Raw genomic sequence first — 16,579 nt, 5'->3', positions numbered from 1 at the left:
CGTCAGCACCGCACTCGCCCCGCTCGACATGGGAGGACCAGCCTGGACCGTCAGCAGACCGAGCCGATTACCGGGTCAACGTTCCGAGATGCGGCGCTAGGCGGTCATGTCGGCACGTCAGGGCTCGTTCAGGGCCCTCGGCGCACAGTGCAAGCGGTTCACCCCAACGGGTGGCGTTTGGCGTCGATTGGCCGGATTCACCCGTTCGGGACGACAGGATTTGAACCTGCGACCCCTTGACCCCCAGTTTCGCCCTGATCAAGCTCTGACCTGCAGAAGCATTGCCGACTGCCAAAGCGATCGGTCGGTTGAACGCAGCTCGACGCGAGCGAACTCCGTTGCAGTACAACGAAACTCTTCCGCATCCGCTCCCTCCTGCTTGCCCCCTTGATGGAATCAAGTGACCAGAGTTCTTGCCGTAAGCAATACAGCTGTAGCCGCAACGCCTGCGCTGTCGACACTCTTGCGACCGAGTAGCCGCCACCCTGTTCGACGTTCACCGACGGCAACGCCCGGACGGCATCTCAACGAGTACTCAAACCTGTGACCTGCACGGACGGTATTTGCAAGCAAGCGCAGGGCTGACGGCGGTCGTTCGTCACCAGGCCGGCTCGCTCAAGCGCGCCGATCTTCGGCAGCGGTGCCGCACTTCTACGGAGTAAGGGGAGAGCACGGGGTGGAGACTCGTCGGGTGGACGTGCGCAACTGGGTGGCCGCTGAGTCCGTGGGGAACGTCGTCCAAGTCGGTGTCGCGCATTTTCACGCGGCGGTGGCGGCGTCGGTGGTGCCGTGCCAGCTTCCGGCAGTACCCGGCCCGTTCGCCGGACGGGTCGACGAACTCGCCGCATTGGATCGCCGGGCACCGGTGAACATGATCGTCGGCACGGGCGGTATCGGTAAGACCTGGCTCGCCGTCCGGTGGGCGCACCTGCGACGCGAATGGTTCCCGGATGGGCAGTTGTTCGTGGATCTGCGCGGGTTCAGTCCCGAAGGTCGGGCACTCGCCCCGGAACGGGCCTTGCGTGCGTTCCTCGCCGCGCTCGGTGTGCCGCACGACGCCATACCCGTCGACCTGGACGCGCAGGCGGCGATGTACCGGAGCCTGCTGGCGGACAAGCGGGTACTCGTCGTGCTGGACAACGCCGCCGATGCGCGACAGGTCGAGCCGCTGCTGCCCGGCGGTGACACGTGCACGGCCCTGGTCACCAGCCGGCGACGATTCAAAGACCTGATCATCCGCTACAACTCACGACACCTGCCGCTGGACGTGTTCGGGTCCGACGATGCCCACGCCGTGCTGGCCCGGCGACTGGATGCCGATCGGATCACCGCCGAACCGACCGCGGTGGCCGACCTGTTGCGGCTGTGCGCCGGCTTCCCGCTCGCCCTGGGCATCGTCGCCGCCAGCGCCTGCACGCACCCCGGGCTGCCGCTGGCCGAGTTCGCCGCCGAACTGCGCGACCTCGACATGCCCGAACTCCACGACACCGTGCTGACGTGGTCACTGCACAGGATGTCGGCCGCGCAGCGAACCGCATTCGCCCTGCTCGCCCACGCGCCCGGCCCCGACATCGGACTGCCCGCCGCGGCACACCTGATCGACCTACCCCACAAAGAAGCTCGCGTGCTCCTCAACGACCTAACCGACGCGTCCCTGCTCGAACGCCGACCCGACAGCCGCTACGCGCTGCACGACCTGGTCCGCGCCTTCGCCACCAGCCTCCGACTTCCCGCGTCCGTCCGCACCGAGGCACTGTCCCGGGTGGTCCACTTCTACACCACCGCCGCACACACCGCCGACCGCGTGACCAACCCGAGCAGACCCGCACTGGCGTGGCCCAGTGACCCGCCGGTCGAATTCCACGACCTGGACACCACACAGGCATGGTTCGACCGCGAACACGCCAACCTGCTGGCCACCCAACTCGTAGCCGACCACCCCGCGGTGTGGCACCTGGCGTGGTGCCTCAACGACTTCCACCGCCGACGCGACCTCCGCCACGACGAATTGGCCACCTGGCGAGCCGCCCTGTCCGCAGCCGACCACCTCACCGACCCACACGCCCGCACCCGTGCCCATCGCTTCCTCGGCCGCGCGTGCAACGAACTGGGCCACTACGACTCCGCCGCCCACCACCTGAACCAGGCCCTCGAGCTCAGCTCGGACCCGGTGCAGCACGCCCACGCCCACCGCGAGCTGGCCCGAACCTGGTCCCAACGCGGCGACGATCACCGGGCGCTACACCACGCCACCCGTGCCCTGGAGATCTTCCGCACCGCGGACGAACCGGTGTCCCTGGCCCGCAGCTTCAACCAGATTGGCTGGTACACCGCCTGCCTGGGCGACTACGACACCGCCCGCACCTACTGCCGGACATCCCTGGCACTGCACCGCGCGCTCGACGACCCGGACGGCCTGGCCGACACCGAGAACAGCCTCGGCCACATCGGGCGCCGCGCCGGCAGACACCTTGAAGCCATCACCCACTACACCAACGCGCTGACCGCGTTCCGTATCCGCGGCAGCACCTGGCAGACCGCACAAACCCTGGACCACCTGGCACACACCCACGCCGCGCTGGACCGGCACGACCAGGCCCAAGCGGCCTGGGCTGAAGCCCAATCCCTCTACCGCCGAATGGGCCGCTTCCCCGATCCCGACCGAGCCATCGCCGACTTGCACCCCGCGCGCTGATCCCATGTAGATCCGTCATACACATGATCATTTTGACGACTTCCCTCGCAACATGAATCGTCCGTGTACCGGCCGCACGATGCTGTGCCGCTCGAAAAGTCATCGTCGCTGGTAGAGCGAGGCTGTCACGGTGTTGGGACTATGGCCGGGTGATCGCGTCCCTGCTGTACAAGGTGACCCGGAAGCTGGTGTCCGTCCCGGCGGTGCTTCTCCGCAGTGAGACGGCCGAGGATGCCGAACTGCTCGTGCTGCGGCACGAGAACGCGGTCCTTCGCCGGCAACTGACGGGTCCGGTCAGCTACGAGCCCGCGGACCGGTTCTGGTTCGCCGCCTCGCCGGGCTGGTGGATCGTCGACGGTGGCGGGAGGTCTTCCCGGTCATGCCGGGCACCCTGCTCGCCTGGCACCGCAGACTCGTGGCCCGCAAGTGGGACTACAGCACGCGGCGACGCATCGGGCGGCCACCGACCCGGACGGCGATCAAGACGCTCGTACTGCGGCTCGCCAGGGAGAATCCCCGATGGGCAGTCCCGGCTCTCGCGTGTTGCCGCGTCCAAGGCGCTGACGGCACCGACCACACACTGCGGCGGCGAGCGGTAGCCGCGGTGTGGATTGTCGTCACAGTTCGCAGTTGGCCTCGTTCTCGACGTTGGTGCAGTTGTCGAGGCTCGGACCGGCGGCGGCGGTGTCGGTGCCGATCCCGCCGTTGACGTTGTCGATGTTGCCTATGACCAGGCCGATGAAGTTGGCGTTGTCGTTCTGGGTGTCGCCGTAGAGGACGTCGTCTCGGCAACGGAGGTGTCCGGCTCGCGGTGAAGCCAGGGCGGTCGACGCGCCCGGTGCGGGGCTGCCGTTCCAGCCGGCGTTCGTGACGGTGACCACCGGGCCGCTGCTGACAAGGGTGCCGCCCCACAGCTGGGTGGTCCGCTGTCCGTTCGCGTAGGACCAGCTCACCGTTCAGGAACGGAGGGCGCGTGCCGGCGGTCATCGTGACCTCGCCCTGGGACCCGTCGGGTCACGAGTTCACGACGCAGCTGAGGGAGCCTCGCTGTCGGGCACGGTGCTTTCGCTGCGTCGCGAGCCGAGGCCCCGGGCTTGCGGCTGTGTCGCCGCAAGCCCGGGGCCGTGGTGGTCCTGTGTCACCGCTGTCGGTCAGCAGGAGCAGACGCCGCCGTTGTTCACGCCCGCAACGCCGTTGGGGCCGACGGAGCCGCTGTTGCCGTTGACCACGGTGGTGCCGGCTTCGACGGTGCCGGTGTTGCCCAGACCGCCCGCGCCCGCGGCGCCGCCGAGTCCGCCGGCACCGCCGGGACCGTTGCACCCGGTGCCGCCGTTGCCGCCCGCACCGCCGTTGCCACCGTTGCCACCGGTGACTGTGATGACATCGGCACCCAGGTCGCCGTTGACGGCTCCGGAGTTGCCCACGCCCCCTGAGCCACCCGCTCCGCCGACACCGCCGGCGCCGCCGGGCTGGGTGGCGCTGATGCCGTTGCCGCCCTTGCCACCGACACCACCCGCACCACCGGAACCGCCGTTGGCCTTGAGGGTGTCGACACCAGCACCGCCGTTGATCGTGCCGGAGTTGCCGATACCGCCCGCGCCGCCTGCGCCGCCGACGCCACCCGCGCCGCCGCCGCTGCCGCAACCGCCGACACCGCCCGCGGCACCGGAACCGCCCGCACCGCCGGTAGCGGTGACGGTGTCGAGACCGGCGTCCGCGGTGCCGCCGTTGACCGTGCCGGAGTTGCCGACGCCACCGACACCGGCCGCGCCGCCGATGCCACCGGCACCCGCACCACCCGCGGTGAGGCCGCCGTTGCCGCCGAGCGCGCCGAGACCACCGTTGCCGCCCTTGCCACCGGTCGTGTTGACGGTGTCGTTGCCCGCGCCACCGTGGATCAGTCCGGCGTTGCCCGCCCCGCCGACACCACCGACACCACCGTTGCCACCGGCGCCTCCGGCACCGCTGCCCAGCCCGGTGCCGCCGGCCCCGCCGTTACCGCCGTTGCCGCCCGCACCGCCGGTGACGGTGATGCTGTCGGTACCCAGCCCGCCGTCGATGATCCCGGTGCCGCCGACGGCGACACCGCCGCCTGTTCCGACGCCGCCGTTGCCGCCGGCGGTGCCGGCCGGGGTGCCCGCGGTGCCGTTCGCACCGGGAGCCCCGTTCGGGCCCGAGACGCCCGCGACACCGGTGACGGTGATCGTGTCGTTGCCGCCGAGCCCGTTGACGGTGCCGTTGACCGGGCCGCCGGTGATGGTGATGATGTTGTTGGCCGAGGTGCCGTCGAGGACCTGGCCGGCCGGGATACCGGCGGTGCAGACGAAGTTGCTGCCCGTCTGCGTGCACCCCGGCGGAATCGCCAGGGCCGTGCCCGGCGCCACCAAGGCGAACCCGGCCACCGTGCCCAGACCGACCAGAGCCCGACCCAAACGACGGGCCGTACGTGCGCGTGCTGTTGAATTCATGATCACTCTCCACCCGTGGGTGGGTCCGAGCCGATGCCGCGGACCCGCAAGGGTAATCCGAATGACCGGGGTCCGGAGTCACATGGTCGACGCTGCCTACTGCTACGAGAACGCCGAATCGGACGGCACCCTTCGTGGTCTATTCTTCACTGTCTCGCGGCGCGCCGGAAGATGTGCCGTGGCCGACCACTCCAATGCGACGCGTTCAGCCCCCGATGCGAGGAAATTCGCCGCTTCGAGGGTTCGACTCTACTGCAGGTAGCTTGACCATCGAGCAGATTCCTATTTCATTTAGAATATCGCTACGTGCCGAAATTGGACGGGAACGCCGAACCCAGCTCCGACGACGCATTCGGATCCGGACCGGAGCGGATCTCACAGTCGTAACCCCCTGCAACCGCAGAACCCCGACGTCCGCCGAGAGCCCGGTCGCCGTAGCGACATCCCGCGAGGGCCGTTGCGACATGCGACTTCGACGACGTCAGGCCAGTTCGTTCCGATCCAGTCGGGTGCAGTCTTCCGCCAGTTATTCATACGCGATCTTGGAATTACCCCCGCGACCGTCCGGACCAAAACTGGCGACCGCCCGGAGTAACGTTTCCCCGGCCGGGTGCGAAATAGTCAGTGAAGACCTCGCACCGCCGGTCCTCCGCTCGGTGGATCACCGAGCCCCTGGCGGATCGCGGACCGAACCCCGGAAATTCCCGGCAACCAGGCCGCAGTGCGGGTAAAAAATTGCGAGTCCACCGTGCCCGATCACGGAACGACGGAATATCCCGAGAACCGGAACCCCAAGAAATCCGACCGCTCGCGCGCCGCCCGGCGAATCACCGCCGTCGCCGCGGTGGTCGCCATCCATCTCGTCGGCGCGGAGTTCGTCACCGGCGCGGCGAACGCCGCGGTCCCGCTGACCTCGACCGTGATGGTGTCGGTCGACGGCGCGACCGGTCAATGGGCACCTGACGGGGCCTCCGCGGCGGTACCGGCGACAACCGCCCACCCGACGACGGCACAACCCACGCCGACGCCGGAGCAGCCGATCCCCACCACCACGACCGCACCCGCGACAAGCCCCACCACGTCCTCGGTGGTCGACACCCCACCCGTCCCCGAACCGACCAGCCAGAGCGGACCGGTACCGACAACACAGCCCTGACGACCGCGGGTCACCGCACCGTCCGGCGCACCACCCCTTCACCTCGCGGTGTCCCCACCGCGTGATCCCACCCGATGTCAGGAGAAGCACCATGCGCATCACCTCGAAGATCAAGCCCGTGATCGTCCTCGCCGCCGTCGGCACGTTGATGGGCGTCACCGGGTTCGCGGTCGCCACGTTCGCCCAGAGCAGCACCGCCGGCCCGGTCGCCGGTTCGACCGAGGCCTTCACCTCCGTCACCGTCACCGGCGCCCAGACCGGCGTCCTGCTACCCGGCGAGAACGCCTACGTCACCCTCACCCTCACCAACCCCAACAGCAACGTGAAGGCCAGACTGACCTCCGTCACCGCGGGCGAGGTCGTCATCGACACGATCGGCAACAGCGTCGACACCGCCTACTGCCAGGGCCAGGTCGAACTGTCCACCGCCGGCGCCGACCCCCTGTTCCCCACGCTGGCGGTGAGCGAGGCGAACTACCCGTTCAAGCTGACCGACGCGGTGAAGCTCAAGGCCGACACCGACATCCGCTGCCAGGCCATGACCTTCCACACCACCTGGACCGCCGTGTTCGAAGCCGTCCGCTAGCCGATCGGGCCCGAACCGGGCCACCGATCACGCCACGAGGGCCGGTGCACCTGGCACAACCAGGAACACCGGCCCCTCGTGACGAGGCCGTCGCCACCGGCAACGTCGCCACTGCCTCGTCCCGCAGGCCTGCCCCACCGTGCCGGTAGTCCCGCGCCCGCTGGCGCCGCGTCAACTCCCTCAACTCAGTCCCTGCACCCGACCCGCGTCCGCAGGCGGTACCCGCCCGCGCACAGGCTTCGGCAGTGGAGTGCGATGAGTTCTCTGTGATGGGCGATCGACGGCCGACGCGTGGGGCGTCGCGGACCTGCCGTCACCTACGACCCACTGGCCCTGTCCCCGTGTCCGGTCTTGGTGCCAGACCCAGGGTTCTGCGGGAATAGTTGCAGCGCTCACCAGGAATATTCGAAGCGAGGACAAGGGAGTCTGCTCGAATGACCTCACCTCTGTTACCCAGGATCGGTCGTGCCGCCGCCGTGGTGGTCGCGGCCGCCGCGACCACCCTCGCCCTCACCGGCGGCGCGAGCGCCGATCCCACCGCGGCGTCGGTGGCGTTCAAGGCCGAGCACACCGACCGTTGCCTCAGCAGCTACACCGCCGGCCAGTTGGCCTGGCGCAACACTCTGCCGGTCCCGCCGCCCAACCCCGTGACCGCGGTCAAGGTCACCGGTGAGGTGGCGCTGCGCAACATCACCCCGTGCGCACCGCCCGCCAACACCGTCGCGGTGGCCGTGTTCACCGCCTACAACGGCCGCACCGTCGTCGACACCGAACGCCAGGGCACCACCAGCGCGACCAAGTTCGAGTTCACGCTCACCGTGCCGCTCGTCCCGACCCCGGTCCCGGTGCCCATCGACCGCGTCACCGTCCAGGTCTGCCACACCACCATCACCCCCATCCCCGAACCAGGCCCAATCACCTGCGGTGACATCTCCACCTACCCCATCGCCTGACCCGCACGGCGGGCGTTCGACGGAGCGGCGGAGTGGGCAGCGGAACGACACGCCACCGATCTCGGGAACCGGCTCACGGGATGGATGCTCCTTGCTTCCCTCATCAGGTCACGAACGGCCCGCCGCCGTCGACGAGCTGCGAGACGGATCCCGCAGGACGCGTAGGGCCGCGACCACACGACACCGCCCGGAAGAGCTGATTGATCGACGCGACCCCCGCCGGTTGTCACCTGGCGGGGGTCGCGTCGATCGGGTTGCGGTGTCAGAGGCCGAGCAGGGGGAAGAGGACGGCGCCTGCGGCGCCGAGGATGCCGGCCGCGGTGCCGTTGACGATGCCGATGACGGAGTCGATCAAGCCGCCGACGATGACGATTCCCATGATGCCGTGCTCCTTGTGTTGGTGGATCTGATGGACAGAGCGTCCGGTGTGGTCACCGGGGAGCGGTCAGCCGGTGCAGTTGGGGACCGCGGGAACGCTGCCGACGCAGTTGTTGGCCGTGTTGGCGGTGATGGGTGCGTTGTTGGTCGTCATGGTTCCGCCCTGGCGGTAGACGCCGCCGGAGTTGCCCAGGCCCGCGAGCGCGTGGTTGTCGGTCACGGCGGTCTGGGTGAGGGTCGTGGCGGTGGAGGCGATCGTGGAGATGCCGCCGCCCCGGCCGGCGCTGTTGCCGGTGACGAACAGCGGGCTGCCGGACACTCCGGAGACCGTCAACGTGCCGCGCAGGCCGTTGTAGATGCCGCCGCCGTCGCCGAGCAGGGTCGTGTTGCCCGACACCGGGCTGTTGGTGAACGTCGCCGCGGGCGCGGTGCCGGACGGGGTGTCGGCGTTGGCCAGACCACCGCCGTTGCCCGAAGCGGTGTTGCCGGTCAGGGTGCTGCCGGTGAGCGTGACCGCGCCGCGGTTGAGGATGCCGCCGCCGTGACCGAGCACGTTGCCGCGGGTGAACGCCACCCCGGTGCTGAGCGTCAGCCTCCCGGTCGGGCCGACCTCGGCGATCCGGAACAGCCCCACGCCCAACGGGGAGGCGTTGGTGACGGTGGCCGGGCCGATCATCTCGATGGGCGTGGTGATCACCGGTAACGCGTTCGACGTCCCACCGTGGGCGGTGGTCATGCCGTAGGTGCAGCCGCCCGACAGAACGAGGGTGTCCGAGGTCGGGGTGGAATTGGCCAGGTTCACCGCAGCGACCAGGGCGGTCTCGCTGCACGCCACCGGGATGGTGATGGCCTGAGCCGCCGGAGTGAGGGTGAACAGACCTCCGGTGACGACGGTGGCGCCGAACAGTGCTTGGACGATCGTGCGGATGCGGCGCATGAGGAATTCATTTCCTGGAACAGGATGGGGGCGACCTGCGCGACGTGCCAGTGCCGAAAAGATGCGAAAGGCGTGCGCAGGAGCCGGCACGATTCGAGCGGATTGACGCCGTTCATTCCCACCAAAAAACCTCGGTGGGCGATCCACCTTCGTGATCAACACGGAGGTATCACGTCACCGAGGTCCGGGGTAACAACCTCAACCTACACCCTCGACCGATTGATCGACATCAAAGTCGCCCGAATGGCCGTACGCGCTCGACTCTTCCGACCAACATCAGACCCTATGCTGCCGCAGTCGCTCCCGAGGCGTCACGCATCGGGAACGCCTCCTCCAAGAGGGTCTGCCGACCCGTTGAGACATGAGGGCGATACGACGTCCACCCGAGAACGAAATTTGCGGTTCCACCGCTCCAAACACCCACAGAAAGTGTCGTGCACTTTCACCCACGCGACGTATCGCCATGAGGTTACAGTGGCCATTCGTTCGCTTTCACGGGTCGAGGGAGTGTTCGATGGCTGCGGGTGGAATCGGGAAAGCGTTGTCCTGTGTACGGCGATCCGTTGCCGGAGCCGCCGTCGCGGTGCTGGTGGCGGTCGGGGCGGCGGCCACCGCACCTGCGGCCCAGGCCGCGGATATCGAGTTGCTGTCCTGCGCGGGAACCGGTGCGAACACCTACCAGCCCGGGGTGACGGCGCAGCCGCGCACCGTCACGATCACCTCGAGCGCGGACTACGGCTCGTGCGTGTCCACCGGATCGCCGACGATCACCTCCGGCGGGTACGGGATCGTCGCGAACGGCCTGGTGTCGTGCCTGGCCGGGGGCGTCTCCATCACGGTCACGATCACCTGGAACACCGGCGAGACCACCACCGTGGCCGCGGTCGGACTCGTGGTGCTGCGCCCCGGCAACGAGGTCGTCGTGGTCTACCAGGGCACGGTGACCGCGGGCAGGTTCACCGGCGCCGCCGTCGTCATGACCGCCGCGCTGGTCAACGCCACGCCGACGCAGTGCCTGACCCCCGAAGGCGTCACCTCCACCAGCGGCCCCGCCGCCATCACCATCACCCAGCTCGCCTGACTGCGGACATCACCCCGGACCGACCGATCGCGGGAGGGAAGCCTCAGCACGGCGCGGTCGGATTCGGAAGGGATCGCAACGGGGTTCGACGGCCTGAGCGAACGGTGTGGGTTATCCGGCGGCGTTTTCAGCGCTGCGGCCGGCACGCGCGACGTGCGGACGGTGCTTGGCTACCGCTTCGGATCAGACGAGGGCTCCCTGCGCATGGCCGACGAGTCCCGCGTGCGCGTGCGGGCGGTCGACGTCGCCGTCCGGATGCTCGAGGGTGCGACGGCATTTCCTCCAGTGACCTGCAGTGCTGCCGCGCAGTCCTGTGCGGTCGGGCGGCGGCGCGCCGCCAACGAGGTCATGAGGGACAACAAGCGCATCAGGTCGGCCGGCAGGTTCTCGGGCACGGCGGGCGGGCGGTGCAGGCGGGCCAACGCGACGTCGACACCGTGGCCCCGGTATTCACGCCGGCCGGTCAGGCACTCCAGGAGGACCAACCCCAGGGCGTAGACGTCTGCGGGCGGGCCGACCTCGGCGCCGCGGACCTGCTCCGGGGCCAGGTACGCGGCCGTGCCCGCCACGTGGCCGGTGCGGGTGAATCGCGCGGCGTCGGCCGAGAACGCCAGCCCGAAGTCGGCCAGGTGCGGCACGTCGTCGTGGTCGAGCGGGATGTTCGACGGCTTGACATCCCGGTGCACCACGCCCTGGCCGTGCACGTGCGCCAACGCCTCGGCCAGCACGGCGCCCAAGCGGCGGACCTCGCCCACCGACAAGGCGCCTCGTTCCATCCGGGCTCCCAGCGTGGGTCCTCCCACCAACTGCAGCACCATGAACGGCCTGCTGGCGTGGATCCCGGCGTCGTAGAGGGAGACCACTCCGGGATGTGACAACCGGGCCAACGTCCGGGCCTCGAGTTCGAACCGGCGAACAGCGTCGTCGTCGGCATTCGGCCGGAACACCTTGACCGCCACCGGGCGGCGCAAGTTCGTGTCCCAAGCACGGTGGACCTCGGCCATCCCTCCGTCCCCCGGTGGTCCGGTCAACTCGTACCGGCCCGCCACCAAACTGGCCTTGTTGGGCAGTGACACCTCATGCCTTCCCGTCACATACCTGGACATCCATCAATGCCCTATTATCGACTCCGCAAACAGGGAAACGGATAAGAAATCCCTTCGGAACGCCCGAATGGCCCATCAGCAGCGGCCACCGGTGCCGCTAATCCGAGTCTCCGTCGCCATTCGAATCCGACGCGTCATCGGGATGTACTACAGCAGGCCTGCGCCTGACCGCCACCACTCAGCGGTGGAGCTGGGACCCTGGACACCACCAGCAACGCCACGGGTGCCACCACCGAGCGCCGGGCGCATCCGAGGTACCTGATAGAAGCCGGGCGGCCTTGCGCTGGCCGATAACCTCGTTCATGCAGGTAGAAGACGCATGGCGCTTGGGGTCCCGAGGCGCTCAGGGTCATGGCTGCCATCTGCTGTGCCATCGACCAGCACGGCATGATGACCGATCGTGCTGCTCCGACTGGCCTACCTCGGTGTGACCAACGCGTTCGCCTTGCTGTGCCTGCTGCCGATAAGCGACCGGGACAAAGACACAGAAATCTCGGCGCTGCGACACCAGATCACCGTCCTGGAGCGCCAACTCGGAGACACCCGCCCACGGTTCTCCCCCGACGACCGGGCATTCCTCGGAGCGCTGCTGCACCGACTCCCGACCGTCACGCTTCATCGACTCCGACTACTGGTTCGGCCGGAAACGGTGCTGCGGTGGCACAGGGACCTCATCGCACGCCGCCACGCAGCCAGATCCGCCCCAAGCGGCCCGGCCGACCACGAACCATCCGCTCCATCCGACTCCTGGTACTGCGCCTGGCACGAAGGCATCGACAACGCCCGACCACTACAACCACCGCCACAGCCAGCCCTCCATCAAGCACCCTCACCCACCTCGACATCCGCAGACGGCAACGACTGGGCGGCATCCAGTCGCGGCATCAGCCAGCGCCCCTGCACCCACCGTCTCATTGGGCCGATTGGGTGAGGCTCTGCGTAGCGGGCGTTGCTCGACCGTCTACAGGGTGAAGGGCTCTGTAGCCCGCGTGCTGCGGCCGTCCTTCCCGGAAGTCATCGAAGAAGACTCCGATGTCGCTACCCGCCCGCCGGACGAGCGCGGCACCCTTTCAACGAGGAGAGAACATGCGTTGGTGGAGAAGTCCACGAGCCGCCGCCGCTGCCGCGGTAACGGCGGTGTCGGTGCTGTTGTCCGTGACGGTGACGGCACCGTCGGCTGTGGCGGCCCCGGGCTGTCAAGGCGTCGGGACCTTCTGTGCATTCAAGCTTCCCAACTATGAGGGGTCTGTCCACAACGTGGTAGGCCCGAAGACCAGCCCGCTGCTGGGGAAGCGGAACTGCTACGACCTCCAGATGCTTCGGCAGTCGTTGTTCAACGACACCCCGCACATCGCCGAGATCTACGACGACCGGAACTGCACCAGCTTGAACGCGATCATCGCCCCACACGGCTACATGGACCAAAACCTCGGGTTCCAGAGCGTCCTCTTCCGTGACCTCTGACCGGACCCTCTGGGTGACCGCGTCTGTTCAACCATCCGATCGACACATCGATATCAGACCGATCAAGGAGACCGTGATGTCCGTTCAGCACACGTTCCTTCCCATGGTGGCCGCCGCTGACGAGCAGAGCGCGGTGGAGGCTCTGATGGTGGAGCCCGAAGCCGGTGTCAGCGACGCGCCGCGTTACGTCGAGATCCCGCAGGCGCTGGCGCTGCTCAAGCTCAAGCTCTCGCCCCCGCTGCCCGAGGACTCGAAGCACTAGCAGGGGTCCCGCCCTAAACCTGTCAAGACAGACCGCAGAGTCGAGTGGAAGGGCTGTTGGTACCGGTGAACGTCGAACGACTGCAAGTGTCGCTGGCGGACGCGGCGGCCGAGGTCGCCGACCGCGTCCTCGGCGCCGTGGGCGGCGCCGAGGACATCGGACTCGCCGACTACGTGCACACCGGTGCGGACACGACGACCGTGCTCGGGGCGGTCCGGCTGATCGGAGCGGACGTCTTCGCTCCGCACGTGTTGCTGGGCCGCCCCGTGCACCGCGACGACGCGGCGGTCGTCGCCCGCTCCTTCACCGTCTATCCCCCCACCCCGCAACCCACCACGCGGCAACAGCACGTCACGGCGTGGCGGGACTGGGCGGTGGGCCGACTGCTGGCCCGCACCGACGAAACATCGCCTGCGGGATCAGACGCCGCCCCGACGCCGGAGACTGCTGCGGCGCTGCTGGACGGCGCGAAGACCTGGCAGGAGTGGTCGGCGACTGCGGCTCAGCTCTCGCCGCTGGCGCTGCCGGGCGTGGGCGGACCCATCGTAGCGGCGGTGTTCGCAGGGATGCGCCCGCTCGCGCGAGGGGTTACCCGGGCGGTGCTCCGCCGGGACTTCGTTACCGCGGCGCGGTTGATCCGGTGGATGGCGTTGTCGAGCAGCAACGGCGTCAGGCAGCCACTGGACCCCGTCCTGCTCGTCGAGCGCATCCGGTTGTACGGCGGCACCGGATCGCGGTTGGCACTCGACCTGGCCATCTCCCGCGTGCTTCTGCGGATGGAGCCGGCATGACGACCTCGCTGACCTCGATCGCCCACAACGTCGCCCACCGCGCCCTGATCTACCTGCACGACCACCAGGACACCGACATCTTCCCGGAGAACATCCCGGTCGAGCCCGACGACCCCGACACCGTCTACAAGCCCGTCTCCGAGATCGGCATGGCCGCGGCCTTGGTGCTGCGCGAGGGCGTGGGCGGCACCGCGCAACTGCGCGCCGCCCGGGAATTGATCGACTCCACGTGGCGGAAGCTGCGCGAGGGCGACCTGCTCTACGAACGCCAGGTGCGCAACTGCCTGCTCACAGATCCGATCGAGGTGTACTGCCACTTCACCTACGGCGGCCACCGGCATCGGGCACTGGAGCAGCTGACGGCGCACAACGCGGCGGTACGCTCGATGCCCGAGGTGTATCCCAATCGTCGGCTCGCGGTGGCCAACGCCTACCGGATGTGCGGTATGTCCACCGATGACGACTGGGAATCCCTGCTACGGGCGACCTGGTTGGGTGCGACACCGCCTCCGTGGGCCATCGACTGGGACACCGCCTACAGCGTGACCCACACCGTTTTCCACGTCACCGACTGGGGCGCAAGGCCCGGGGACCTGCCGCCCGACATCGCCGACTACCTCGCCACCTGGCTACCCGTGTGGACCGATGTGTGGGCCGAGGTCGGGGATTGGGACCTCGTCGCCGAGTTGCTGATCGTGGACGCCTCCCTGCCCGAGCCGCGGTTCGACCTCGACGTGTGGACGCGATTCGCCGCCATGCAACACGACGACGGCCTCATGCCACGCGACGGCGAGCCCGTGGACGACGACCGGGTCCGGCGCTTCTGGGATCACCACCACGCCACCGTCGTCGCGATGGTCGCCGGCACGCTGGCCGTGTCCCGACTGCTGGATACCGGCCGATGACGGTCACCGGCACCTCCGACCTGGACGAGCTGGTGCGGCCGCTCCTCTCGGCCGCGCCCAACGCGACCGGCGCGGCGGTGGCGGCCCTGCACCGCGGCCGGAGAACCGTGCTGGTGGCCGGTTTCACCGCTCAGGACCGAGTGCAGCCGATCACCCCGGGCACCCGTTTCGAGGTCGGGTCGGTCACGAAGACGTTCACCGCGTTGTTGCTGGCCGAGATGGTCCGACGAGGTGACGTCCGCTACGACGACCCCATCGACCACTACCTCCCGCCCGGCTGGCGACTGCGACGTCCGGCCCCGATCACGTTGGAACACCTCGCCACCCACACCTCCGGCCTGCCGCTGATACCGCTCACGACGATGCCCAGGGTGCTGCGGACCTGGTTCTCCAACCCCTACCAGGCCCTGGGGCCGGACCGGATCCGAACCGGGCTGGCCCGTGCGCGGCTGCGATCGACACCGGGTTCTCGGTTCCACTACTCCAACCTCGGTGTCGGACTGCTCGGTTGGTTGCTCGCCGAAGCGGCAGGCCTCCCGTTCGAGCACCTGCTCACCGACCGCGTCCTGCATCCCCTGGGGTTGACCGGCACCGGCTGCAACCCGACCCTCCAAGCGGTCGGACACCGGCGCGGCAGACCACTGCCACCGTGGCTCATCCCCGGGCTGCCGGCGGCCGGAACACTTCGCTCCACCGCCCACGACTTGCTGAACTACCTCGCCGCCCACCTCTCTCCCCACGGCACACCACTGGCTGCGGCCCTCACCGACGTCACCCGGCCGCGAATCCCGATGGCGGACAACGATCACCTCTGCCTTGCGTGGTTCCACCGGGTCAAGCCGGATCACCACCTGCTGTTCCACTCGGGCGGCACCTGCGGGTCCACCGCCTTCATCGGATTCAGCCCGCAAACCGGCACCGCACTGGTCACCCTGATCAACGCCGGCGTAACCCTGCGCGGCACGTTCATCCAACGCTCCTACGACACGCTACGAGCCCTCGCGACACTCAAGTAGCCGCCCTGACACGGCATCTGGTCGTCGGGGATGTGGGCCAGCGTCGCGGATTGAACTCGGCCACCGCCACGGCCTCACCCTCATCAGGCGCCTGGGTGACGGTCTGGCCGTCGGGGTCGTGGAGGGCCGCGCCTCCGTCGAAGATCCAGTCGTCCTGCCCGCCGACGGAGTTGGCCATGGCCACAATTGGTACGGCGGCCGTCCTGGCACCACGCGCTCGCCCGATGAGCACCGTAGAGGTACGCGCGCGGGCGGCCTCGGCCAGTGGTGCCAGGCGCTCGTCCCGGATGTACCCGTCCGCGGCGGCGATGACGTCACAACCTCGGGGTCACGGGCCAGGATCACGGGGTGGTAGGCGCACAGGAACAGCTCCGGCAGCGGTACCAACCGCGCACCCCGCCGGACGGCCGGCGAGACCAGGCGCGTGGCAGTCGCCACGTTGGCCTTCACATCTCCGGGCTCGGCCCGCGCCGGGCACGCCGCCGCGGTGAGCGCCCTGCCCGGCGCCTCATGGGAATGGGAAGATACGATGTAAGGGGGTATATCGTGACGCCCCCAGGCCGTAGGGACGTTCAACTTTTTCCAGCACGGCAGCGGCAAGCTAGACGTCGGTCGCAGCCGACCGGGGCGACGCACGGGTTGTGCGTCTTTTTCACCATAATGACCCGGACGAGGAACGCGCGTTTTCAGCCAGCGCTCGATACGTCGCGAAGTCGGGTTCACCTCCCCACGACTCGGAGCAGCCCCAGCGCCACATGGCGATCGCCGGGCCTCAAACCTC

Annotated in this window: 15 protein-coding genes; 10 read left to right on the top strand and 5 right to left on the bottom strand. The window is 68.7% G+C overall.

Annotated features, from left to right (window positions below; all coding sequences use genetic code 11):
• Nucleotides 1-676 precede the first annotated feature (676 nt).
• Nucleotides 677-2,695: a tetratricopeptide repeat protein gene (locus B0I31_RS31710; protein ID WP_146174024.1), complete on the top strand. Its 2,019-nt coding sequence runs from the start codon at nucleotides 677-679 to the stop codon at nucleotides 2,693-2,695.
• A gap of 617 nt (nucleotides 2,696-3,312) precedes the next feature.
• Here B0I31_RS31710 and B0I31_RS31700 read toward each other — a convergent pair.
• Entirely contained in the window at nucleotides 3,313-3,648 is a 336-nt protein-coding gene (locus tag B0I31_RS31700; protein ID WP_106619056.1) for a cellulose binding domain-containing protein, read from the bottom strand.
• A 198-nt stretch (nucleotides 3,649-3,846) separates the two neighbouring features.
• A complete protein-coding gene (locus B0I31_RS42755; protein ID WP_106619055.1) occupies nucleotides 3,847-5,127 on the bottom strand; it encodes a hypothetical protein in 1,281 nt (426 codons plus the stop codon).
• Nucleotides 5,128-6,007: 880 nt separating this feature from the next.
• Here B0I31_RS42755 and B0I31_RS31690 point away from each other — a divergent pair.
• From B0I31_RS31690 to B0I31_RS31680, 3 genes are all read left to right on the top strand, one after another.
• Nucleotides 6,008-6,319, top strand: a complete 312-nt coding sequence (locus tag B0I31_RS31690; RefSeq protein ID WP_106619054.1) for a hypothetical protein — start codon at nucleotides 6,008-6,010, stop codon at nucleotides 6,317-6,319.
• Nucleotides 6,320-6,410: 91 nt separating this feature from the next.
• Complete coding sequence (locus B0I31_RS31685; RefSeq protein ID WP_106619053.1) at nucleotides 6,411-6,905, top strand: hypothetical protein; 495 nt, start codon at nucleotides 6,411-6,413, stop codon at nucleotides 6,903-6,905.
• A gap of 434 nt (nucleotides 6,906-7,339) precedes the next feature.
• Complete coding sequence (locus B0I31_RS31680; RefSeq protein WP_146174023.1) at nucleotides 7,340-7,858, top strand: hypothetical protein; 519 nt, start codon at nucleotides 7,340-7,342, stop codon at nucleotides 7,856-7,858.
• A 445-nt stretch (nucleotides 7,859-8,303) separates the two neighbouring features.
• On the opposite strand, the gene B0I31_RS31675 is transcribed toward B0I31_RS31680, so the two are convergent.
• A complete protein-coding gene (locus tag B0I31_RS31675) occupies nucleotides 8,304-9,173 on the bottom strand; it encodes a hypothetical protein (RefSeq protein ID WP_106619051.1) in 870 nt (289 codons plus the stop codon).
• Between the two features lie 514 nt (nucleotides 9,174-9,687).
• Here B0I31_RS31675 and B0I31_RS31670 point away from each other — a divergent pair.
• Entirely contained in the window at nucleotides 9,688-10,254 is a 567-nt protein-coding gene (locus B0I31_RS31670; RefSeq protein WP_146174022.1) for a hypothetical protein, read from the top strand.
• Nucleotides 10,255-10,424: 170 nt separating this feature from the next.
• Here the strand turns inward: B0I31_RS31670 and B0I31_RS31665 are convergent, their stop codons facing one another.
• Nucleotides 10,425-11,258, bottom strand: a complete 834-nt coding sequence (locus tag B0I31_RS31665; RefSeq protein WP_181320587.1) for a serine/threonine-protein kinase — start codon at nucleotides 11,256-11,258, stop codon at nucleotides 10,425-10,427.
• A gap of 1,239 nt (nucleotides 11,259-12,497) precedes the next feature.
• On the opposite strand from B0I31_RS31665, the gene B0I31_RS31655 reads away from it, so the two are divergent.
• From B0I31_RS31655 to B0I31_RS31640, 5 genes are all read left to right on the top strand, one after another.
• The gene (locus tag B0I31_RS31655; RefSeq protein WP_181320585.1) at nucleotides 12,498-12,824 is read left to right on the top strand and encodes a peptidase inhibitor family I36 protein; all 327 of its coding nucleotides are present in this window, start codon (nucleotides 12,498-12,500) and stop codon (nucleotides 12,822-12,824) included.
• A gap of 76 nt (nucleotides 12,825-12,900) precedes the next feature.
• Nucleotides 12,901-13,086, top strand: coding sequence for a hypothetical protein (locus B0I31_RS40160; protein WP_146174021.1), 186 nt, complete (start codon nucleotides 12,901-12,903; stop codon nucleotides 13,084-13,086).
• A 65-nt stretch (nucleotides 13,087-13,151) separates the two neighbouring features.
• Nucleotides 13,152-13,877 (top strand): hypothetical protein, encoded by a 726-nt coding sequence (locus tag B0I31_RS31650; RefSeq protein WP_106619047.1) that lies wholly within the window; start codon nucleotides 13,152-13,154, stop codon nucleotides 13,875-13,877.
• Nucleotides 13,874-14,782, top strand: coding sequence for a DUF6895 family protein (locus B0I31_RS31645; protein ID WP_106619046.1), 909 nt, complete (start codon nucleotides 13,874-13,876; stop codon nucleotides 14,780-14,782). Before B0I31_RS31650 ends, B0I31_RS31645 begins: the two co-directional genes overlap by 4 nt.
• A complete protein-coding gene (locus B0I31_RS31640) occupies nucleotides 14,779-15,798 on the top strand; it encodes a serine hydrolase domain-containing protein (RefSeq protein ID WP_106619045.1) in 1,020 nt (339 codons plus the stop codon). Before B0I31_RS31645 ends, B0I31_RS31640 begins: the two co-directional genes overlap by 4 nt.
• Here the strand turns inward: B0I31_RS31640 and B0I31_RS43165 are convergent.
• The gene (locus B0I31_RS43165) at nucleotides 15,791-16,030 is read right to left on the bottom strand and encodes a nitrilase-related carbon-nitrogen hydrolase (protein WP_181320583.1); all 240 of its coding nucleotides are present in this window, start codon (nucleotides 16,028-16,030) and stop codon (nucleotides 15,791-15,793) included. The genes B0I31_RS31640 and B0I31_RS43165 overlap by 8 nt on opposite strands.
• Nucleotides 16,031-16,579: the final 549 nt, after the last annotated feature.

The sequence above is a fragment of the Saccharothrix carnea genome, from assembly GCF_003014735.1.
GTDB classification, from domain to species: Bacteria; Actinomycetota; Actinomycetes; order Mycobacteriales; family Pseudonocardiaceae; genus Actinosynnema; species Actinosynnema carneum.
The sequence above is the reverse complement of the archived record's forward strand: the minus strand, read 5'-3'. Positions and strand labels throughout refer to the sequence as shown.

What these genes read in the sequence shown, in the direction of transcription:
- B0I31_RS31665 (WP_181320587.1), bottom strand. Translation starts at nt 11,258, where the DNA reads ATGGCCGAGGTCCACCGTGCTTGGGACACGAACTTGCGCCGCCCGGTG.
- B0I31_RS31675 (WP_106619051.1), bottom strand. Translation starts at nt 9,173, where the DNA reads ATGCGCCGCATCCGCACGATCGTCCAAGCACTGTTCGGCGCCACCGTC.
- B0I31_RS31680 (WP_146174023.1), top strand. Translation starts at nt 7,340, where the DNA reads ATGACCTCACCTCTGTTACCCAGGATCGGTCGTGCCGCCGCCGTGGTG.
- B0I31_RS31685 (WP_106619053.1), top strand. Translation starts at nt 6,411, where the DNA reads ATGCGCATCACCTCGAAGATCAAGCCCGTGATCGTCCTCGCCGCCGTC.
- B0I31_RS31670 (WP_146174022.1), top strand. Translation starts at nt 9,688, where the DNA reads ATGGCTGCGGGTGGAATCGGGAAAGCGTTGTCCTGTGTACGGCGATCC.
- B0I31_RS40160 (WP_146174021.1), top strand. Translation starts at nt 12,901, where the DNA reads ATGTCCGTTCAGCACACGTTCCTTCCCATGGTGGCCGCCGCTGACGAG.
- B0I31_RS31640 (WP_106619045.1), top strand. Translation starts at nt 14,779, where the DNA reads ATGACGGTCACCGGCACCTCCGACCTGGACGAGCTGGTGCGGCCGCTC.
- B0I31_RS31645 (WP_106619046.1), top strand. Translation starts at nt 13,874, where the DNA reads ATGACGACCTCGCTGACCTCGATCGCCCACAACGTCGCCCACCGCGCC.